This is a genomic window from Pectobacterium versatile, assembly GCF_003932035.1.
Classification (GTDB): domain Bacteria; phylum Pseudomonadota; class Gammaproteobacteria; order Enterobacterales; family Enterobacteriaceae; genus Pectobacterium; species Pectobacterium versatile.
In genome coordinates, this window is the sequence record NZ_CP034276.1 from 2,387,054 (window position 1) to 2,408,618 (window position 21,565).

The 21,565-nt window shown below is 51.2% G+C and carries 20 protein-coding genes; 8 read left to right on the forward strand and 12 right to left on the reverse strand.

Features of this window, described 5'->3' with window-relative positions; all coding sequences use genetic code 11:
* Positions 1–21: 21 nt before the first annotated feature.
* The 5 genes from mntP to manX form a co-directional block, all read right to left on the reverse strand.
* Entirely contained in the window at positions 22–594 is a 573-nt protein-coding gene (gene mntP, locus EIP93_RS10805) for a manganese efflux pump MntP (protein ID WP_039489603.1), read from the reverse strand.
* A gap of 424 nt (positions 595–1,018) precedes the next feature.
* A complete protein-coding gene (locus tag EIP93_RS10810; protein WP_103940420.1) occupies positions 1,019–1,477 on the reverse strand; it encodes a DUF986 family protein in 459 nt (152 codons plus the stop codon).
* Positions 1,478–1,555: 78 nt separating this feature from the next.
* Positions 1,556–2,398 (reverse strand): PTS mannose transporter subunit IID, encoded by an 843-nt coding sequence (locus EIP93_RS10815; RefSeq protein ID WP_039512598.1) that lies wholly within the window; start codon positions 2,396–2,398, stop codon positions 1,556–1,558.
* 14 nt (positions 2,399–2,412) lie between these two features.
* On the reverse strand, positions 2,413–3,210 hold the full coding sequence (locus EIP93_RS10820; protein ID WP_039300201.1) for a PTS mannose/fructose/sorbose transporter subunit IIC: 798 nt from the start codon (positions 3,208–3,210) through the stop codon (positions 2,413–2,415).
* A 196-nt stretch (positions 3,211–3,406) separates the two neighbouring features.
* The gene (gene manX / locus EIP93_RS10825; protein WP_107332923.1) at positions 3,407–4,369 is read right to left on the reverse strand and encodes a PTS mannose transporter subunit IIAB; all 963 of its coding nucleotides are present in this window, start codon (positions 4,367–4,369) and stop codon (positions 3,407–3,409) included.
* A 568-nt stretch (positions 4,370–4,937) separates the two neighbouring features.
* Here manX and EIP93_RS10830 point away from each other — a divergent pair.
* The gene (locus EIP93_RS10830; protein WP_109224729.1) at positions 4,938–6,494 is read left to right on the forward strand and encodes a TerC family protein; all 1,557 of its coding nucleotides are present in this window, start codon (positions 4,938–4,940) and stop codon (positions 6,492–6,494) included.
* Between the two features lie 113 nt (positions 6,495–6,607).
* On the opposite strand, the gene EIP93_RS10835 is transcribed toward EIP93_RS10830, so the two are convergent.
* The 3 genes from EIP93_RS10835 to pabB form a co-directional block, all read right to left on the reverse strand.
* Positions 6,608–7,972 carry an L-serine ammonia-lyase gene (locus EIP93_RS10835; protein WP_103940416.1) on the reverse strand — a complete coding sequence of 455 codons (1,365 nt, stop codon included), beginning with the start codon at positions 7,970–7,972 and terminating at the stop codon, positions 6,608–6,610.
* 394 nt (positions 7,973–8,366) lie between these two features.
* Positions 8,367–8,960: a CoA pyrophosphatase gene (locus EIP93_RS10840; protein ID WP_103940414.1), complete on the reverse strand. Its 594-nt coding sequence runs from the start codon at positions 8,958–8,960 to the stop codon at positions 8,367–8,369.
* Between the two features lie 220 nt (positions 8,961–9,180).
* On the reverse strand, positions 9,181–10,599 hold the full coding sequence (gene pabB / locus EIP93_RS10845) for an aminodeoxychorismate synthase component 1 (protein ID WP_107332921.1): 1,419 nt from the start codon (positions 10,597–10,599) through the stop codon (positions 9,181–9,183).
* A gap of 143 nt (positions 10,600–10,742) precedes the next feature.
* On the opposite strand from pabB, the gene EIP93_RS10850 reads away from it, so the two are divergent.
* A complete protein-coding gene (locus tag EIP93_RS10850) occupies positions 10,743–10,982 on the forward strand; it encodes a YoaH family protein (RefSeq protein ID WP_103860770.1) in 240 nt (79 codons plus the stop codon).
* Positions 10,983–11,350: 368 nt separating this feature from the next.
* Here EIP93_RS10850 and EIP93_RS10855 read toward each other — a convergent pair whose 3' ends face one another.
* Complete coding sequence (locus tag EIP93_RS10855) at positions 11,351–11,695, reverse strand: RidA family protein (protein ID WP_010299926.1); 345 nt, start codon at positions 11,693–11,695, stop codon at positions 11,351–11,353.
* A gap of 209 nt (positions 11,696–11,904) precedes the next feature.
* Here EIP93_RS10855 and EIP93_RS10860 point away from each other — a divergent pair, with 209 nt between their 5' ends.
* The 5 genes from EIP93_RS10860 (at position 11,905) to rnd (ending at position 18,809) form a co-directional block, all read left to right on the forward strand.
* Positions 11,905–13,824, forward strand: a complete 1,920-nt coding sequence (locus EIP93_RS10860; protein WP_010299924.1) for a DNA repair helicase YoaA — start codon at positions 11,905–11,907, stop codon at positions 13,822–13,824.
* Between the two features lie 115 nt (positions 13,825–13,939).
* Positions 13,940–14,641: a tRNA (adenosine(37)-N6)-threonylcarbamoyltransferase complex dimerization subunit type 1 TsaB gene (tsaB, locus tag EIP93_RS10865; RefSeq protein WP_125232698.1), complete on the forward strand. Its 702-nt coding sequence runs from the start codon at positions 13,940–13,942 to the stop codon at positions 14,639–14,641.
* 157 nt (positions 14,642–14,798) lie between these two features.
* Positions 14,799–15,401, forward strand: coding sequence for a Slp family lipoprotein (locus EIP93_RS10870; protein WP_125233335.1), 603 nt, complete (start codon positions 14,799–14,801; stop codon positions 15,399–15,401).
* A 396-nt stretch (positions 15,402–15,797) separates the two neighbouring features.
* Positions 15,798–17,483 carry a long-chain-fatty-acid--CoA ligase FadD gene (gene fadD, locus EIP93_RS10875; RefSeq protein ID WP_125232699.1) on the forward strand — a complete coding sequence of 562 codons (1,686 nt, stop codon included), beginning with the start codon at positions 15,798–15,800 and terminating at the stop codon, positions 17,481–17,483.
* A 201-nt stretch (positions 17,484–17,684) separates the two neighbouring features.
* Positions 17,685–18,809, forward strand: coding sequence for a ribonuclease D (gene rnd / locus EIP93_RS10880; protein ID WP_103860765.1), 1,125 nt, complete (start codon positions 17,685–17,687; stop codon positions 18,807–18,809).
* A 270-nt stretch (positions 18,810–19,079) separates the two neighbouring features.
* On the opposite strand, the gene minE is transcribed toward rnd, so the two are convergent.
* The 3 genes from minE to minC are packed head-to-tail and all read right to left on the reverse strand — an operon-like array spanning position 19,080 to position 20,872.
* Entirely contained in the window at positions 19,080–19,349 is a 270-nt protein-coding gene (minE, locus tag EIP93_RS10885) for a cell division topological specificity factor MinE (RefSeq protein WP_005968801.1), read from the reverse strand.
* A 3-nt stretch (positions 19,350–19,352) separates the two neighbouring features.
* Complete coding sequence (gene minD, locus EIP93_RS10890) at positions 19,353–20,165, reverse strand: septum site-determining protein MinD (protein ID WP_103860764.1); 813 nt, start codon at positions 20,163–20,165, stop codon at positions 19,353–19,355.
* Between the two features lie 20 nt (positions 20,166–20,185).
* A complete protein-coding gene (gene minC, locus EIP93_RS10895; RefSeq protein ID WP_039472966.1) occupies positions 20,186–20,872 on the reverse strand; it encodes a septum site-determining protein MinC in 687 nt (228 codons plus the stop codon).
* A 136-nt stretch (positions 20,873–21,008) separates the two neighbouring features.
* Between minC and EIP93_RS10900 the strand changes: the two genes are divergently transcribed.
* On the forward strand, positions 21,009–21,266 hold the full coding sequence (locus tag EIP93_RS10900) for a YcgL domain-containing protein (protein WP_103860763.1): 258 nt from the start codon (positions 21,009–21,011) through the stop codon (positions 21,264–21,266).
* Positions 21,267–21,565 lie beyond the last annotated feature (299 nt).

Below are 21,565 nucleotides of genomic sequence, written 5' to 3' on the forward strand. Positions count from 1 at the left end.
ATGTGAAGTATGATGGGTATATCAGGCGGCGTAGCCGAGGTGTTCATACAGGATATTACAGCCGATACCAATCAGAACCAGCCCGCCCATAACTTCTGCTTTTTTGCCGAGAATCGGTCCGATATAGCGGCCAATCATCATTCCGAGTGTGACCATAATCATGGTGGCACAGCCAATGACCATGGCGGTATGGAAAATATTGACCTGAAGAAAAGCTAACCCAACGCCAATTGCCATGGCATCCAGGCTGGTGGCAACCGCGGTACAAACTAGCAGTGCCAGACTATGGTTTTTGACTTTTTCGCAGCGGCAGTCTGAAGAACCTTTGAGTCCCTCAACGATCATGCGGCCACCCAGAATCAGTAACAGGGTAAAGGCAACCCAGTGATCCCATTCGAGAATATATTGGCTGGCAAAAAAGCCAAGTGCCCAGCCGATGAGCGGGGTGATAGCTTCGATAACACCAAAGATGAGGCCGGTACGAATGGCATCGCGGAAACGGGGATTATGCAGTACGGCACCTTTACCGATTGACGCGGCGAAGGCATCCATTGACATACCAAATGCTAGGATAAGTGTTGCTGACATGTTCATTTTAAGTAGCCTCGGCTGGACGATTAACCATATCCACGCAGATCATCTCCAACCCGATAGATGATGCCACGTGTCTATGGTCTCGCCTGCCAATCACGCTTGGCCGCCCGCACCACGTTTATGCTCCGATAATATGGAGATAGAACGAGTATGTTGATACGAGCATTTCTGACGAGTTACTATGAATAATGACTAATCAGAAATCGGCTACTCCCCAATGACGGCGCAACCTTACCATATTATTTATGGTGCAAACAACACTAAAAGTTTTAAGTGTTAATAATGAAATTGATAATTATTTTCATTTAGTCATTGGTAATGAGGAATCGTATAAAATAACGACAGAGTTATTGTGGTTAAAATACCATCTAAACATGAGGTGTATAGCCAACGTTATTTTAAATAATTTAAAGGTAAACTTACCTCATTGATTCTCAATCATAAATTTATATATTCTCTCTAAATCGTCGAGCTGTGCAACCTGTATCAATAAACGACGCTTCTCAAGTTCGATAACTAATACGCCATCCTCAGATAAATTCATATTTTTAATTCTGATATAAGGAATGAATATATTCGCATAAAAGAATCCGGTTGATTTAAAAACCAGTTTGGGACGGCGAATATAAGCTAGATAGCACGCCATGAAGGCCAGCGAAATCAAAAGATAGGTGGTGATAATGGCACCATTGCTCATCACATTCTGATAAATAAGAATGCCGACTAAGCCGATAAAAATCAGCGTATCGAGTCGATTCATCCGCTTTAAGGGGACGAGGAGCTGTGTTTTCCCTTTGAGTTTATCCATGATGAACTCATCGTAGATGGCATAAACCAGTGCTAATGCAATCAACACCACCAGCGTGATATCCGTCATCGTCATCCGTATTACCCTTGTCCGTTAACTATTTGTGTCCGTGAATAAAAATGGCCGGGCGTATTGGCACCCGGCCATTGAACATTACACGCCGAGCAGACCGATCCAGTACCCGAAGATACCAATAGCGAAGAAGCCCATAATCAGCCACAGCGCATTTACCTTGCGCCGTAGCAGCCACATACAGCCGAACGTCAGCAGTAGGGGAACGAGCCCCGGCATGAGCTGGTCAAGGATGGATTGAACGGTGGTCACCGTGGTTTCCCCGTTCTGATTCGTCACTGTCGACACCACCATCGGGATGTTGACGTGAGTCCATTTATTGACCAATGCCCCCATGACGAACAAGCCGAGGATAGAGGCCGCTTCGGTCATTTTTTGCAGGAAACCGCCGCCCATATCGCTGACGATATCGATCCCTTTGCGGTAGCCGTAGGCGACGCCATAGTAACGCACCAGCAGGCGAACCAGGTTAAACAGGACGAAAAAGAGCACTGGCCCCAACAGGCTGCCGCTCATGGCAATCCCTGCGCCTAGCGCAGCGAATACCGGACGGGCGGTACCCCAGAATATCGGGTCGCCGACGCCAGCCAGTGGCCCCATCAGCCCGACTTTCAGACCGTTTATTGCCGCGTCGTCAATAGGAGCGCCGTTAGCACGTTGCTCTTCCATCGCCATCGTTACGCCGAGTATCGGAGCGGCAACAAAAGGCTGCGTATTGAAAAACTCCAGATGGCGTTTGATTGCTTGTTTACGCTCTTCCGAATTTTCAGGATAAAGACGGCGAATCACTGGCACCATGGAAAAACAGAAGCCGAGTGCCTGCATACGTTCAAAGTTCCAGGAGCCTTGAAACAGGTTGGAACGGATAAACACCGCGCGGATATCGCCGTCAGTGAGTTTTTTGACTTTCGTATTTTCGACCATTTTTCTCACTCCTGTTAATCCAGTTCGTTATCAAGACCGTTATTGCCTGATGCGACAGACTGGCCTTGAACCTTGTTATATTTCGGGCTGAGTTGGATATACAGCACCGCCATCACAATACCGATTACGCCCAGAGCCACCAGATTGAACTCAGTGAAGGCAGCGGTAACGAAACCAAGATAGAAGAACGGCATCAGGTAACCCGCGCGCATCATGTTGATGACCATCGCGTAACCGACAACAACGATCATCCCACCGGCGATATTCAAGCCGTTGGTGACAACGTCTGGGATGGAGTTCAGCAGGGCGTGAACGGCATCGGTGCCAACGGAAACGGCAACGATCACTGCAGGAATCGCGATACGCATGGCTTGCAGCAGTAAGGCAGAAACGTGAATCCAACTGATAGCCGTTAGATTACCTCGCTCTGCCGCGCTGTCTGCCGCATGCTGGAACGCAACCGTGATGGTACGAACAATGATGGTTAAGACTTGCCCGGCTGCCGCAAGCGGAATTGCCAGAGCAATCCCAGCACCAATCCCTTGACCGCCAGCAATAACTAGAATGGTTGAGATAATGGACGCCAGCGCCGCATCTGGTGCTACGGCTGCACCGATGTTCATCCAGCCTAACGCGATCATTTCCAGCGTACCGCCAATAATGATCCCGGTTTTTAAATCACCTAATACTGCGCCAATCAGCGTACAAGCGACGAGTGGACGGTGGAACTGGAATTCATCAAGAATCGAACCCATCCCCGAAACACATGCGACGAGAAATATCAGCACAATTTGAAGTGTGGTAATCTCCATCGTACTTCTCCTATAAAATGTGTCTGAGTAAAATAAATCGCCATCCCCGTTGTTTTTCAAGGTCAACGTAAAGTTTTCCATGTCGACATAAAGCTTTTCAATATCGACATAAATACCTATCTTGAAAATCGCCAGGTCTATAAAACTATTATTGATGGTGACAGTAGCGTTAATAACCTTCGCAGCACGATAGGTATCAACGCGGCATTTTGTTAATCAAGTCCATCATTTTAATCCGGGAATCGGTTGATACTTTTCGAACCTCCAATTCAATACCGCGTTTATCTAATTCATGGAATGCCGCAATATCCTTCTCATCGATAGAGACAGCATTATTCACCTGCGTTTTCCCCTGTTTGAATGCCATCCCGCCAATATTAACCGAGGTGATGTTTACGCCATTTTCGATCAGCGTTAATACATCCGTCGGATTGGTGAACAACAGCATCACGCGGTCGGCGGCATATTTCGGATTGTCATAAACACGAACGGCCTTTGCCACATCCACCACGTGCGCGGTAACGCCCGGTGGCGCAACTTGAGTCAGCAACGTTTTACGCACGTGATCGGCAGCAACTTCATCGCTGACAACAATAATGCGCGAAACATTGGTTTCTTTCGTCCAGCGGGTGGCGACCTGACCATGAATCAGACGGTCGTCGATACGAGCCAACCCAATCTTCATATGTTCGCCGGGTCCTGCCGGTGTGGGGACTGCTTTTGGGGGCGGTGGAGGAGAAGGGGGGGCTACTTTGGCTTTTTCCTGATGCTTCAGGGCTTTTACGCCATCTCTACCAGCTTCCAACGCGATAGAAACCAGATCGGAGAAGGACGGGTTATCATCCCGAGCCATAAAGGTTTCCGCTAGCATGGGAATATTCACGCCGGCGATAACATCATGGTTTTCTTTGTCGGTGACGAGGCGGCTGGCGGCGTTGAACGGGCTGCCGCCCCAGGTATCAACGAGAAACAGCACGCCTTGTGATGTGTCTAACTGCGTGAGTTTTTCCTGATATTTTTCTATCAATGTTTCGGCGTTTTCTCCAGGAACGAAATCAATCCAGGCGACATTACTTTGCTCGCCAAGAATCATTTCTGCTGTCTTTAACAGCGGTCCCGCAGTGGCGCCGTGAGTGCATAACATGATTGCAATACTCACTTGCTACCTCCTCACGTTCACGATCAAAAAAGAGTCAATGTGTCAGGAAACCGGGTCAACGTTCACAAGCTGAACGTTAACCGTCGCGGTATTAGTATGGCTGCAAGAAAAAATTTTACCGTGGATTCATGACATTCACTGTGTTCCTCCAGGTTGTCAGGCTAGAAATCGTGACTGACAGATTTATTTTACTTATCGAAAAAATAAATAGTGTGATGATGCTCTAATGCTGACCAGTTAAACCAAGGGCTAAAAGGGCTCTGAATGGGAAAATTTGGGCGCGTTATCAATGCGAAGCCGGTCTAAGAAATTCTTTGTGAAAATTGGTAACAACCTGTTAGAGTAAACGTCCCTTAAATTGCTTAGGAGCACCGGGCATCAGCCCTTCCCATGGACTGTCACCGACAAAACGTTCTCTGTTTTCCCGCTAATGCTGGCGGTTTTCTGTACTCAGCTGGTCACTCAGACCACATTCAGAATCTCTCTGATCCACACCAACTCTTTTTATTACCATTCAATGCGGCTCATGCATTGATGTCATCTGCTCGTTCATTTTCTGGAGTCTGACATGGAATTTTTGCTAGATCCTTCAATCTGGGCAGGTTTATTGACGCTGGTGGTTCTGGAAATTGTTCTGGGTATCGACAATTTGGTGTTTATCGCCATTTTGGCGGATAAATTACCCCCCAAACAGCGAGATAAAGCCCGCATTATCGGTTTAAGCCTGGCGCTGTTAATGCGTCTGGGGCTGTTGTCTTTGATTTCCTGGATGGTCACACTGACGCGTCCATTGTTTAGCCTTGGCGATTTCAGTTTCTCGGGTCGTGACCTGATTTTGCTGTTCGGTGGTGTGTTCCTCTTGTTCAAAGCCACGATGGAGCTGCATGAACGGCTAGAGAATAAAACGCACGATGGCAACGGCAATCGCGCCCATGCGAGTTTCTGGGCCGTGGTGGCACAGATCGTCGTGCTGGATGCCGTGTTCTCGCTGGATGCCGTGATTACTGCGGTGGGCATGGTAGATCATCTGGGCGTCATGATGACGGCGGTGATCATCGCAATGGGCGTCATGCTGATTGCTTCTAAACCGTTGACCAACTTTGTCAACGAGCACCCAACGGTGGTTGTCCTGTGTCTCAGCTTCTTGCTGATGATTGGTTTGAGCCTGATGGCGGAAGGTCTTGGCTTCCATATTCCGAAAGGTTATCTGTACGCGGCGATTGGCTTCTCTATTCTAATCGAAATGTTTAACCAGATTGCCCGTCATAACTTTATGAAGCATCAGTCGCACCGTCCTTTGCGTGAACGTACCGCAGAGGCCATTCTGCGCCTGATGGGCTCACGGAAAAACACGGACAACATGGATGCGGATGAACCGCAGAAGAAGCTCACAACAGAGGAATTCGCCGAAGAAGAGCGCAATATGATCAGCGGTGTGCTGACGTTAGCCTCGCGTTCACTGCGCAGCGTGATGACGCCGCGGACTGAAATTTCCTGGGTGGATAGCGCAAGTTCTGTCGAACAGATCCGTATGCAATTGCTGGATACGCCTCACAGCCTGTTCCCAATCTGTCGCGGGTCGCTGGATGAAATTATCGGCGTGGTCCGTGCCAAGGATCTGCTGGTGGCGTTGGAAACACAGACTGATGTGGAAAGTTTTGCTGCGGCTAACCCACCGATCGTCGTGCCGGAAACGCTGGATGTGATTAACCTGCTGCCCGTTCTGCGTCGTGCGAAAGGTAGCCTGGTCATCATTGCCAACGAATTTGGTGTGGTGCAAGGGTTGGTCACGCCACTGGACGTGCTGGAAGCGATCGCGGGTGAGTTCCCGGATGAAGACGAAACGCTGGATATCATCCCAGACGGCGAAGGTTGGCTGGTGAAAGGCGGAACGGATCTACACGCTTTACAACAGGTGGTGGATAGCAGCGAGCTGGTTGATCCGAAGGAAGAGTATGCATCACTGGCAGGAATGCTGTTGGCGCATAGTGATGAGTTCCCGAAAGTCGGTGCCATCATTGAGTTGTACAACCTGCGCTTCCATATCATCGACGTGTCCGAATATCGTATTGAACTGGTGCGTGTAGAACGTATCGTCGATCGGGAAGAAGATGAAGATGCGTAAGTCGTTCTGCGCAAGTAGATGACAAAATGAAGCCCTGCCAATATGGCGGGGCTTTTTCATAGATGGAAATAAAAGCAGAAGCAGGATGATGACTCATCACGCTACAGTGTGCGTTAATCACACTGCACTTTGATCGCCAGCCCGCCCCGTGAGGTTTCGCGGTATTTGGCGTTCATGTCTTTACCCGTCTCGTACATGGTTTCAATCACCTTATCCAGCGAGACGCGCGCTTCACTGGTGCGGCGCGTTGCCATGCGGGCGGCGTTAATCGCCTTAACGGAAGCAATTGCGTTACGCTCGATGCACGGGACCTGTACTTGGCCCGCAACTGGATCGCAGGTTAAGCCCAGATTGTGTTCCATACCGATCTCGGCGGCGACGCAAACCTGTTCCGGGCTTGCGCCCATCAGCTCTGCCAATCCAGCGGCTGCCATGGAGCAGGCTACGCCCACTTCGCCCTGACAACCCACTTCGGCACCGGAGATGGAGGCGTTCATTTTGTACAGAATGCCGACCGCGCCCGCCGCGAGGAAATAACGAATATAAATGGTCGGGCTAACGGGCTCGATGAAGTGGTCGTAATAGGCAAGGACAGCAGGGACGATGCCGCATGCGCCGTTCGTTGGTGCGGTAACCACACGGCCACCTGCGGCATTTTCTTCATTCACCGCCAGCGCGAACATATTGACCCAGTCCACCACGTTCATCGGGTCGTTGGACAGTTTATCGGAAGACACCAGCATACGACGCAGTGCAGAAGCACGACGTGGTACGCGCAGCGGACCGGGCAAGACGCCTTCGGTGTTCATGCCGCGATCGATACAGGCACGCATCGTCTGCCAGATATCGGCAAAGTAGGCATCAATATCCTGACGGCTGTGCAGCGCCAGCTCGTTACGCATCACCATCCCAGAAAGCGACAGGCCACTTTGTTTGCAGTGATCCAGCATCTCTTTGGCGGAATTGAACGTATAGGGAACGGATACGTCAGTGGTACTGTCTTTGCCAAAATTCTCTGCATCGACGATGAAGCCACCGCCGATGGAATAATAGGTTTTGCTATAAATTTCTTTATTGTCGGCAAAGGCGGTGACCGTCATGCCGTTTTCGTGCAGTGGCAGATTTTCACTGCGGAAAACCATACCGCCTTCGCGTGGGAAATCTACCTCGTGCTGCCCGTTAGCCAGCAGCAGGCGTTCGCGTTGCTCAACATCGCGGATGAAACCGGGAATCGCATCAATATCCACGGTATCTGGCATATTGCCCGCCAGACCCATAATGATAGCGATATCCGTATGGTGGCCTTTACCCGTCAGCGACAGTGAGCCATACACATCGACGGCAATGCGCGTGGTTGCGGTCAGTCGATCCAGGTTGATCAATTCATCGACAAATTGCTTACCGGCTTTCATCGGTCCAACCGTATGAGAGCTAGAGGGGCCAATACCGATCTTAAACATGTCGAAAACGCTTATCACGCGAAACTCCTTAAAGACTCAGAGTCGTACCCACTCTTATTACCCGATCGCCTGCATCCGGTTCCTTCATCATAATCAGATAGTTATGCTGCGAATTATCTGATGATTTCGGTTTCAGCGAGACATGACCTGAATTGTAGTGGATATATACCCCAAAATTAGAATAAAACTCGTCAAATCGCGCTATTGTAGTGTGGAATATGTTGTGTGGCTTTCTTTTTCGCATGAAATAAACTTATGTCATCGTATAATTTAACTTATCCTAAATACGATCTAAGTCATTGTAAATGCTATGTCTGGATGCTTTTTGAACGCAAAGGCCGCTTTTAGAATAGGGATATTTAGTGAAAGAAAAGAAGTGATGAGTCAAAAGCCGCTGAACGCAGCCTCGGGCTTAGGGCCTGTCGGAAATCTGTAAGGCGAGCTGGTGGATGATGGCGGCGGTTAGCCCCCAGACAAACTGCTGCTGATACCAGGAAAGATAAACCCGATGCCGTTGCTGCTTGCGCTCAATATCCAGCGGGTAATAGCGCGTTAGCGCGAAGGCCTCGGCCAGCGGCATTTCAAACAGTTCGGCGACTTCGTCTTCATTGGGATGAAAGCGAGTCTGTGGGGCGATCAGCCCGACGACGGGTGTGACCTGAAAACCGCTGACGCTATCCAGCGGCGGTAATACGCCCAGCACCTGTACGTTTTCCGGTGGGATAGCCACTTCTTCCTGCGCTTCACGCAGCGCCGTTTCGATGATTGAACGATCTTCTTTATCCGCCGCCCCGCCGGGGAACGCCACTTGTCCAGCATGCTTACGTAGTTCGGCAGAACGTCGGGTCAATAACAACGTAGGCGTAGGGTGACAAATAATCGGCACCAGAACCGCAGCCTGACGCTGCTGGTGCACAGGTCGCAGCGATGGCGGAAGCTGTAACTGAAAGCGCGTAATAAAATCGTTCAGCGCAAAAGCCGTTGGCGGCAAAGCGATCTCACTCATTGACTCAGTACCTGAATTGTCTGGGAACCATCTATACTCGTCATACTTCAAGCTGCATGTACGTTGGCTGCGCTCGTTACTCGGCTCATCCATGAGCCTCGCCCCCTTGGGGCCGCTGCAAGCAGCGTTCAAATCTGCTCCCGGCAGATTTGTCACCCGAATCACTTACTTATGTAAGCTCATCGGGATTCCCTCTCTTGCCGCCTTCACGCAACTCGAATTATTTAGGGTATAGCAGGGGAAGTATACGGCCTACTTTATCAAACGTTTCCTGATATTCAGCCTGTTCCTGACTGTCGGCGACGATGCCACCGCCCGCCCAGCAGTAGATTTTGCCGCGTTCGGTTAGTAACGTCCTGATAGTGATATTGGTGTCCATAGTGCCGCACAGGCTGATATAGCCGACGCTGCCGCAGTAGGCATTGCGGCGCTGAGGCTCCAGTTCTTCAATAATCTGCATGGCGCGGATTTTGGGCGCGCCGGTAATCGATCCTCCGGGGAAGCAGGCGCGTAGCAGCGTGGTTGCGGGGCAATCTTCCGGTAGCTGAGCTTCAATTGTGCTGACCAGGTGGTGCACTGCGGGAAAAGGCTCGACGACGAACAACTCCGGCACGCGGACGCTGCCCGGCACCGCGACGCGACCGATGTCGTTACGCAGGAGATCGACAATCATCAGGTTTTCTGAGCGATCTTTTTCCGAATTAGCGAGCCGCACCGCCTGTTGTTTATCGGCATTCGGATCTGCAAGACGCGGCAGTGTGCCTTTAATCGGGCGCGTTTGAATGCGGTGATTTTCCAGCCAGAGAAAACGTTCCGGCGATACGCTGATGACGGTATTTTCCGGCAGGCGCAGGAAAGCGGAAAAGGGCGCTTTATTACCTGCTGACAGTCGTAAAAATGCCTGCCATTCATCACCATCGTAAGCCGCGGAAAAGCGCTGTGCCAGGTTGACCTGATAGCAGTCTCCCGCCAAAAGGTAGTCCTGTATTTTGCGGAATTTTTCGCCGTACGCCTCGCGTGACATATTCGGCTGCCAACGACTGGTAAGGCTGAAATCGGCTTTTGGGGCGTTAACGGGCGGAGTCGCTAACCAGTCGAGCTTTGCCTGAAGGGAATGATGTACGATCAGCGTTAACGTCTGCCGATGGTGGTCGGCAACCAGCGCCCAGTCGTATAGACCCACCGCCATATCCGGCAAATCAATATCTTGCCCAGCTTTTGCGGGCAGCGTTTCAATCTGACGCCCCAGATCATAGCCGAACAGGCCAAGTGCGCCCCCCTGAAAAGGGAAATCAGGATGTGTTTCCGCGGGCAACGCGAGTGAATCAAGCTGCTCTTGCAATAAGGTAAACGGATCGCCTTCTACGGTATTCGTGACGCCGTCACGTGTAATTTCCGTCTTGTCTCCGCGCGTGCAAAGCGTAACTCGCGGGTCAGCGACCATAATATCGAAGCGGTTGTGCGGATGATCGGCAAACCCGGAATGCAGCAACATCGCCCACGGCTGTTGGGAAAAAGGCGCAAAGCGTTCGAGCAGCACCGTCGGGTAGTAAGGCAGCGCGTGATAGATAACGGCGGAGCCCGTTGCTGCGGTTGAATCGCTTGCGTTAGGTACGTGAGTCGTATTGGCGGCAGTCATGTTTTTCGTGTTGTGTTCACTGTGTGGTTGTGTCGATAGCGTGTCGATTTTACTGACCACAGCGTACCACAAAGCGGAAATGCTGGTGTATGCCGAAGCCGGCGTGCGATGATACAGGCGAATTTACCAACTAGGAAAATATCATGATTGCAGGTATGCCCGCGCTGACGCACAAGCAGCAACAAGATGCCGTAGAGCGTATTCAGGAATTAATGTCTGAGGGCATGAGCAGTGGCCAGGCGATAGCACTGGTTGCTGCGGATATCCGTCAGAATCATCAAGGTGACACCGTCGTGATGATGTTTGACGAAGATGATGACGAATTTAATGACAGCGACGAAGAACATCATTTTGACGATGGGGAAGAGGAAGAAGAGCAATAACCACGCCTCCCCCTATACCCGTCATACTTCAAGTTGCATGTGCGTTGGCTGCGTTACTCGCTCCACTTGCGTGGACCTCGCCCCGTTGGGGCCGCTGCAAGCAGCGTTCAAATCTGCCTCTGGCAGATTTGTCAGTCACCCGAATCACTTACCTGAGTAAGCTCATCGGGATGAAATGAGAGACATCCTGTCTCTCACCGAAGGCCAGCCTTTGGCTGGACAAATTCGTTCCCGACAAATTTGTCCCTCGATTGCCGCGTGATTCGGCCTTGTGGCCTCACCCCTTCGGGGTCAGCGCAAGCGCTGTTCAAAACGCTAACGTTTTGTCCTGAAACTCGAATTATTTAGGGTATAAAAGTGGTGATGGCTTATACCGCAGCAATCGCTTTGATTTCGACTTTGAATTGCGGATGCATCAATTTAGCCTGCACGGTGCAGCGTACAGGCGCGCTACCCGCCACGACCCAGGCATCCCACGCGGCGTTCATCGCAGCAAAATCATCCGCATCGGCGAGAAAAATCGTCACGTCTAACAGCTTGCTCTTATCCGTTCCCGCCTGTTGTAGGATCGCATCTAACGCGCCCAGCGCGTTTTCCGTTTGCGCCTGTGCGTCGTCATCCAGATTTTCCGGTACGCTGGTGTAATAGATCGTGTTGTTGTGGATGACGGCGTCTGACCAACGTGCTTCAGGATTAATTCGTGTGATCGCCATGAGGTGGGGGTTCTCCATGTGGGGATAATTAAAATAGTGCCATCAATCAATACCAGCCGCCAAGCCTAACACAGCAGGTTCCGGCACGCTTTCCTGATTTAGGGTGGTAGCGTCGGGTGACTCTTGGCATAATCAGCGCGATATTTTGCCACGGCCTGAAACGGTCAGGGGCTTACGGATACAGCATTCCCTTGAAAAAGAGAGCAGGCGTGACGAACGATCGTGTAATTGATGATTTTGCTAATGACGGCGCGCTGGCTAAAGCGATCACGGGCTTCAAGCCTCGTGAGCCACAGCGACAGATGGCGCAGGCCGTCATGCGGGCTATCGACGATAAAACGGCGCTGGTGGTGGAAGCGGGGACCGGAACCGGTAAAACCTATGCCTACCTTGCGCCCGCCTTGCGTTCAGATAAAAAAGTCATCATTTCGACCGGTTCGAAAGCGCTACAGGATCAGCTCTATAGCCGCGATTTACCGACGATCGCGCAGGCGCTGAAGTACAAAGGCAAATTAGCGCTGCTGAAAGGTCGCTCGAACTACCTCTGTCTGGAACGGCTTGAACAGCAATCGCTGGGCGGCGGTGATTTACCCGGTGAAACGCTGAGCGAGCTGGTTCGGCTGCGCGGCTGGTCGTCAGAAACGACGGAGGGCGATGTCACGACCTGTTCAGGCGTGGCAGAAGACAGCGCGATCTGGCCGTTAGTGACCAGCACCAACGATAACTGTCTGGGCAGCGACTGTCCGCACTATAAAGAGTGCTTCGTGGTGAAAGCTCGGCGTAAAGCGATGGATGCCGATATCGTGGTGGTCAACCATCATCTCTATCTGGCCGATATGGTCGTGAAGGAGAGCGGTTTTGCGGAGCTGATCCCAGAAAGTGATGTCGTCATTTTCGATGAAGCCCACCAAATTCCCGATATCGCCAGCCAATATTTTGGCCAGCAGCTTTCCAGCCGCCAACTGCTGGATCTGGCGAAAGACATCATCATTGCTTACCGCACCGAAGTGCGCGACGCTTCTCAACTGCAAAAAAGTGCCGATCGCCTGACGCAAAGTACGCAGGATTTTCGGCTGGCGCTGGGCGACCCGGGGTTTCGCGGCAATCTGCGGGATGTGCTCGAACAGCCGTCGCTTCAGCGTGCGCTGGTGCTGCTGGATGATGCGCTGGAGCTGTGTTACGACGTTGCGAAACTGTCGCTTGGGCGTTCAGCGCTGCTGGATGCTGCCTTTGAGCGTGCCACGCTTTATCGCAACCGCCTGAAACGGTTGAAAGACGTGCAGCTACCGGGTTACAGCTACTGGTACGAATGTAATTCACGCCATTTCGTGTTGGCGCTGACGCCGTTGTCCGTCTCCGATCGCTTTCGTGAATTAATAAAAGAGAAACCTGCGGCTTGGGTGTTTACCTCCGCGACGCTGTCGGTTAACGACCAACTCTTCCACTTCACCGATAGGCTGGGGCTGGATAACGCTAACACGCTCCTGTTACCCAGCCCGTTTGATTATGCCAATCAGGCGCTGCTCTGCGTCCCCCGTAACTTGCCGGAAACCAATCGTCCCGGTGCGGCAAAAAGGCTGGCTGCGATGTTGCAGCCGTTGATCGAGGCGAATCAGGGGCGCTGCTTTATGCTGTGTACCTCGCATCAGATGATGCGCGATTTGGCGGCCGAATTCCGCGCTACGCTGACGCTACCGGTGCTGTTACAGGGCGAAACCGGCAAGGCGCAACTGCTGTCGCAGTTTGTGTCGGCGGGTAATGCCTTGCTGGTGGCGACCAGCAGCTTCTGGGAAGGCGTGGATGTGCGCGGCGATACGCTCTCCTGCGTCATTATCGATAAACTGCCCTTTACCTCGCCGGACGATCCGCTGCTCAAGGCGCGTATTGAAGACTGCCGCTTGCGCGGTGGGGAGCCTTTCGACGATGTGCAGGTTCCCGATGCGGTGATTACCCTGAAACAAGGCGTCGGACGACTCATCCGTGATGTCGACGATCGCGGTGTGATTGTTATTTGTGATAATCGACTGGTGATGCGTCCGTATGGTGCCGTGTTCCTTAACAGCCTACCGCCGACGCCGCGTACCCGCGATATTCGGCAGGCGATTAATTTCCTGACGCGTAACACATAATTCCCAATTGGCGGTTGCCGCATGGCCTGACCGATGGCGGGAAGGGCTGCGGCACGACAGGGGCTTATGCTATGATACGGGTTATTAAGATTTATTTATCCTGCCTGAGGTTGGCATGTCTACGCGAATTCTAGCGCTTGATACCGCAACGGAAGCCTGTTCCGTCGCACTCTGGAATGAAGGTGAAATTCATTCTCTGTTCGAAATTTGTCCCCGTGAACACACACAACGTATTCTGCCGATGGTGCAGCAGGTGCTGGCCGATAGCGGCCTAACGCTCAAGGATCTTGATGCGTTGGCCTTTGGTCAGGGGCCGGGAAGTTTTACCGGCGTGCGGATTGGTATTGGCATTGCCCAAGGGCTGGCGCTGGGAGCGGATTTACCGCTGCTTGGCGTATCGTCACTGGCGACGATGGCACAAGGCGCTTTCCGTCTCACGCAGGCAACGCAGGTACTGGCGGCCATTGATGCGCGGATGGGAGAAGTGTACTGGGGTTGCTATCAGCGTAACGCTGACGGTAGCTGGCAGGGCGAGTCCGAGGAAGCGGTATTGAAACCTGAACAGGTGCAGGCGTTAACTGCCGCGCTGTCAGGTGAATGGGCCACGGTAGGAACCGGATGGGAAACCTATCCTGAACTGGTCAGTCATTCTTCGTTGGTATTAGCGAAGGGCGACGTGCTGTTGCCGCAGGCGCAGGACATGTTGCCTCTTGCCTGTCAGCTATGGCAGGCAGGAAAAGCGGTCAGCGTTGAGAATGCGCAACCGCGCTACCTGCGCAATGAAGTGACCTGGAAAAAGCTGCCTGGGCGCGACTAGTCAGAATGCACATTTGGCGTGAAGTATACCCGTCATAAACAGCAACTTATTCGATGCTGTGCAGTCTAACTATCAGATATCTGGTAGAGGGAGTTGTGCCATGTCCGTACAAATAAAGAGCGTACAAATAAAGAGCGTACAAATAAAGAGCGTACAGATGAAGCGTGTGCATCTGAATCAGAAAAAAGTACGCCTCGGTATGCTGGTTGCGGCAGCACTGCTGCTTTCTGGCTGTGTCACGGTGCCGGATGCCATTAAAGGCACCTCACCAACGCCGCAGGACGATTTGGTGCGTGTGATGAATGCGCCGCAGATTTATGTCGGTCAGGAATCACGCTTTGGTGGGCGGGTGGTCAGCATCCGCAATGAAGCAAATAAAACGCGTCTGGAAATTGCCAGCATGCCGCTGGATAGCGGCGCGAAACCGCGGTTGGATATGCCGTCAGAAGGGCGTTTTATTGCCTATGTGAATCGCTTTCTGGAACCTGTCGATTTTAAAGACCAACTGGTCACCGTTATCGGGCCGATTGTCGGCACCGAACAGGGCGCTATTGGGGATAAACCCTATCGTTATGTCGTGATCGATGCGCAGGGCTACAAGCGGTGGAATGTTGTGCAGCGTCTGATAACACCACCCGGCGGCTATGGCTATGGCCCGTGGGGATGGCGAGCGGGTTACGGCTACGGTTGGGGCCCAGGATGGGGGTTTGACGGCGGTTGGCCCGGTCCGGCACGGATTGAGAATGTCGTGACAGAATAAGAGTAGGGCTATTTTACTTGTCATTTTGAACCTGGGCAGTGCTCAAACAAACGCAATTGCGTTTGAACGCCACTTGGGGCGGCCCGCAGGGTGAGCGTAGCGAATAATCCTCACGTACTACGTGTACGCTCCGGTTTTTCCGCGCTGTCCGTGTCCAAACTGACTGCGCCAATAACGCCCTATGGGGTAGATTCTAAAATTATTTAGTTCGGTGTGAAGAAATCAGGCGACGTAAGTTGCCTGATTTTTTTGAATAAAGAATAAATTAGTGATCGATCTCGCAACCTTAACATTGTTTGTTAGCTAACTGGTAGGCTGAGTTAAAATAATGTTAATAATTATAAGCCTCTGAGGGCGACGACGATGCCACTAAAAAAATATCTCGGGAGTGACGTCTTGGAAAAAATTTGGTTATCACGCTATCCGGCGGATGTGCCGGCGGAAATCGATCCGGACCGCTATTCGTCGTTGATTGAAATGTTTGAAAATGGTGTGAGGCGTTATGCCGATCGACCTGCATTTATCAACATGGGTGAGGTGATGACGTTTCGTAAGTTGGAGGAGCGGAGCCGGGCGTTTGCGGCCTACCTGCAAAACCAGCTTAAATTGCAGAAAGGTGACCGCGTGGCGTTGATGATGCCCAATTTGCTGCAATATCCCGTGGCGCTGTTTGGCGTGTTGCGCGCGGGTATGGTGGTTGTCAACGTTAACCCACTGTATACGCCACGGGAACTGGAACACCAGCTAAAAGACAGCGGTGCCAGCACGATTGTTATCGTGTCTAACTTCGCGCATACGCTGGAAAAAGTCGTTCATAACACGGCGGTGAAGCACGTTATCCTGACTCGCATGGGTGACCAGCTATCCACGGCAAAAGGCACGCTGGTTAACTTCGTAGTGAAATACATTAAGCGGCTAGTGCCCAAGTATCATCTGCCGGATGCTATATCGTTTCGTCGCGTTTTGCAGGAAGGGCGACGCCAGCAGTATGTTCGACCTGATATCATCAATAGCGATCTCGCCTTTCTGCAATATACCGGCGGCACGACGGGGGTGGCTAAGGGCGCCATGCTCACGCACCGCAATATGCAGGCGAATTTGGCACAGTGCCTTGCGGCTTATGGCCCGGTATTGAGGGAAGGAAATGAATGGGTGGTAACGGCGTTGCCGCTGTACCATATTTTTGCTTTGACGGCTAACTGCCTGCTGTTCTTTGAGTTGGGCGGACAGAATCTGCTGATCACCAATCCCCGGGATATTCCTGCAGTAGTAAAAGAATTGAAACAGTATCCTTTTACTGCGATTACGGGCGTCAATACGCTGTTTAATGCGTTGTTAAATAATAAAGAGTTTCATGAGCTCGATTTCTCGACACTGCGATTGTCCGTTGGCGGCGGTGCGTCGGTGCAGCGGGCGGTAGCGGAACGCTGGGAGAAGTTAACGGGTAAACATCTGCTTGAGGGATATGGGTTAACAGAAAGTTCCCCTCTGGTGGCCGTGAACCCTTATGATCTCAAGCATTACAGCGGCAGCATCGGGCTGCCGGTGGCATCAACGGATGTCAGAATCATTGACGACAACGGTAACGATGTTGGGCCGGGCGAATCGGGTGAACTGTGGGTACGCGGGCCGCAGGTGATGTTAGGGTACTGGCAGCAGCCTGCCGCCACGGACGACGTGTTAAAAGATGGCTGGCTGGCAACGGGTGACATTGTCACTTCTGATGATGAAGGATTCCTGCGGGTCATCGATCGTAAGAAAGACATGATTCTGGTTTCCGGCTTTAACGTCTATCCGACGGAAATTGAAGATGTTATCAGTCGTCATCCCAAAGTGTCCGAGTCGGCAGTAATTGGGGTGGAAAATGAGGTCTCCGGCGAGGCAGTCAAAGCCTTTGTGGTAAGGCGTGATAACTCGTTAACGAAAGAGGAACTCATTACACACTGCCGCCGCAATCTCACGGGCTATAAAGTGCCGAAAGAGATCGAATTCTGCGACGATTTGCCGAAATCTAACGTTGGGAAAATCCTGCGTCGCGAATTACGTGACGAGAAGAAGGCGAAGAAAGACGCTGCCGCCTGACGATTTTCCGCGAAAAACGACTGCCAGAGAGAGGCAGGACGCGATATGATGTTTTCACGCCGGTTTATCCGGCGTTCTTTTTTATGGCGAATAACCTATGGGCCGTCGCTTACGACGTTAAAAATGTCCGCCGGGAATTTTTTACGGCGATACGGATTTGACCCAGAACCGTAAAGTAAAAACAACCAAGAGAATGACGTTTTGAATTATCAGTTGATCACTTCCGACATCGGGTTACAACAGGTTTGCTCCCAGGCGCGACGTTTTCCGCAGGTGGCATTGGACACAGAGTTCGTCAGAACCCGCACGTATTATCCGCAATTAGGGTTGATTCAATTGTATGACGGCGAACAGCTTTCACTTATCGACCCGTTAACGATTACCGACTGGGCACCCTTTCAGGCGTTACTACGTGACGAACAGGTCACTAAATTCCTGCATGCGGGCAGCGAAGATCTGGAAGTGTTTCTCAATGCGTTTGGAACGCTGCCGACGCCTTTCATTGATACACAGATTCTGGCCGCATTTTTAGGCAAGCCGCTCTCATATGGTTTTGCTGCGCTGGTGGCTGACTACATGGGCGTGACGCTGGATAAAAGCGAGTCGAGAACGGACTGGCTTGCTCGTCCGCTGAGCGAAAAACAGTGTGATTATGCCGCTGCCGATGTGTTCTATCTGTTGCCGATGGCTATTCAACTGGTGGCAGATACGGAAGCCGCAGGGTGGATGAATGCCGCGCTAGATGAGTGTCTCCTGCTGTGTCAGCGTAAACAGGATATTCTGGCACCGGCGCTGGCCTATCGCGAATTTGGCAATGCCTGGCAGCTGCGTGGCCGAAATCTGGCTTGCCTTCAGCGTCTAGCTGAGTGGCGTTTGCGTAAAGCGCGTGAGCGAGACAGTGCGGTGAATTTTGTCGTACGTGAAGAGAACCTCTTGCAGGTGGCGCGTTGTCTGCCGACTTCGCTGGGTGAACTGAGCTCGCTGGGGCTGAGCGGCCCGGAAATCCGTTACCACGGCAAAACGCTGCTGGACTGCGTTGCACAGACAGACGGCATTGCTGACTCGGATTGCCCACCGCCGGTGATGAATTTGATCGACTATCCCGGCTATAAAAAGGCGTTTAAAGATATCAAAGCGCTGGTGCAGCGTGTGAGCGAACAGAGTGGATTATCCGCCGAGCTATTGGCTTCACGTCGTCAAATTAATCGCCTGCTGAACTGGCACTGGAAATTAAGCGGGCAAGATGCGGGTTCGCCAGAAATGTTGTCTGGCTGGCGTGGACAGTTATATGGCGATGAACTGCGTGAAATTGTGCAAGGTTATTAATCCCCGATAAACACGTCTTATCAATACGCCTTATTTGCTGTGATGATGCCATCATAAAACAAGCAGCAAATAGGGTGGTAAGAATACGGTGAAAAAACAGAACGAGAAATAAAATACTGGCTGAATATACAGTTAACTATAAATAATTCGGGTATTAGGCGGGTGGAACGGAAAGGAAAATATACCGATGAATTTACTGACGTCAGTCATTTGGAACTATGGCGAGTAGATATCCCCTACGTAAAAGCAGGGGATATCACAGCAGAAAAATCATTTAGGCGTTTCTTCCGCTTCCGGTAATGTAACGTTCAACTCAAGCACGGAAATATCATCTCCTTTTTGCTCAAGCTGAACCGTCACCATCTCAGGATCAATCTGTACATATCTACAGATAACCTCAAGAATGTCTCGCTTTAATTGCGGCAGATAATGGGGTTCGCTATCTCCCCGGCGTCGCTCCGCGACAATAATTTGCAGCCGTTCCTTGGCAATATTGGCTGTCGTTTTTTTGCGGGACAGAAAGAAGTCCAGTAAAGCCATAATTTATCCCCCAAAAAGTCGTTTAAGGAAACCCTTCTTCTCTTCTTCAACAAAACGGAAAGGGCGTTCTTCACCAAGCAGACGTTCAACGGTGTCCGCGTAGGCTTTACCTGCATCGGCTTCCGCATCCAGAATGACGGGTTCACCCTGGTTAGAGGCACGGAGTACAGATTGGTCTTCTGGGATTACGCCAACCAGCGGAATCCGCAGGATATCAAGAACGTCTTCCATACTCAGCATGTCGCCACGGCTCACCCGGCCTGGGTTGTAGCGCGTTAACAGTAGGTGCTCTTTGATCGGAGCTTCAGAACGCTCCGCACGACGTGATTTCGAAGACAGAATGCCCAGAATACGGTCGGAGTCGCGAACGGAAGAAACTTCCGGGTTGGTGGTGATAATTGCTTCGTCAGCGAAATAGAGCGCCATCAACGCACCGGTTTCAATCCCGGCGGGTGAATCACACACGATAAAATCGAATTCCATGTCGCCCAGATCGTTGAGCACTTTCTCTACGCCTTCATGTGTTAGCGCATCTTTATCACGCGTCTGTGATGCGGGCAGAATGTAGAGATTATCCGTTCTCTTATCTTTGATCAGCGCTTGATTCAGCGTGGCATCACCCTGAATAACGTTGACGAAGTCATACACCACGCGACGCTCACATCCCATGATCAGGTCGAGGTTACGCAGACCAATGTCAAAATCGATGACAACCGTCTTTTTTCCTTTCTGGGCTAAACCGGTAGCAATGGCCGCGCTTGATGTGGTCTTGCCAACGCCCCCTTTACCCGATGTAACAACAATGATGCGTGCCATAAATGTTTCCTTGGGAGATTCTAGTCTAGAGGTTTTATCGTTAAAACATTGTCCAGCTGGTTCAGATTGATCCGTGCTGGCTGCCCAAAATACGCTTCAGGAATCTGATCGCTCAGCCAGTAACGGCCAGCAATCGAAACCAGTTCTGCGGCCAGATGCGTACAGAATATCTGGCTCTGAACATCGCCAGAAACGCCTGCGAGGGCTCGGCCGCGCATCATGCCGTAAATATGAATATTGCCATCGGCAATCACCTCAGCACCCGCGCTCACGCTGCTCGTGACGATTAAGTCACAGTTCCGGGCGTAAATCTGTTGGCCGGAGCGAACGGGGGTGTTGATGACTTTCGTTTTCACCGCAGCAGGAACGGCGGCGACGGGCTCGACGACCCGGCGTTGTGCTTTACCTTCGCTCAGAAGGGGAAGCCCCGCCTGCGCAATGATTTTCTTTAATGCGTCGTCGGTGCATCCGCTGACGCCAACGACATGCAGGCCGGTTGACGAAATGGCCTGCTGTAATTTTATCCAGTCGGTTTCCGCTGTTAATGCAGCAACATTAATGACAACGGGGGCATTTTTCAGGAAAGCAGGCGCTTGCTCTATTTTTTCCTGTAGTGCCTGGTAAATTACCTCGGGTTGGGAATCATGCAAATGAACAACCGATAAGGTAAAGCTGCTGCCTTTTAGCTCTATTGGCGTTTGTGACATCTATCCTGACTCAGTTTCAGCATCTTTTAATCCCTAGAGTAACATTTAAGGCATGATATTCCAGAGCGCTGTAAGCATGTTATAGTCACAATTATATACAGGCAAGATGGCATTCCCATCAAATAGAGTAAAAAAAATGTTTTGTGTGATCTATCGAAGTGCGAAACGCGATCAGACCTATCTTTATGTTGAAAAAAAAGACGATTTCTCACGTGTGCCGGAAGAATTAATGAAAAGTTTCGGCACGCCGCAGTTAGCCATGCTCTTACCGCTGGATGGGCGTAAAAAACTGGCGAATGCCGATATAGAAAAAGTGAAACTTGCGCTACAGGAACAGGGTTTTTATCTGCAAGTTCCTCCTCCGGTCGAAAGCTTATTAAACACGCCTGTATAAGTGTAAAAAAATAATACCAAGGCGTACTTTCAGATAAAGCCGCAAACATAATTTGGCGTGGAATATCTCAGCCGTTCGCATGATATTCCGCGCGATAAATATTCACTTTTTGAGTTTTACCCCGCCACAATTTAATTGTTTCCATTTTTGATGGGATAGGACTTCGTTTCCCCATCATAGGATCCCCTGTCTTGTTCGCCTGAAATCTGTTGGGGTAACCCCCGTTGCGATGATATAACGATGGTTTTGCACCATCATGTTCTTATATTCACCCTAAATAATTCGGGTTGCAGGAAGGC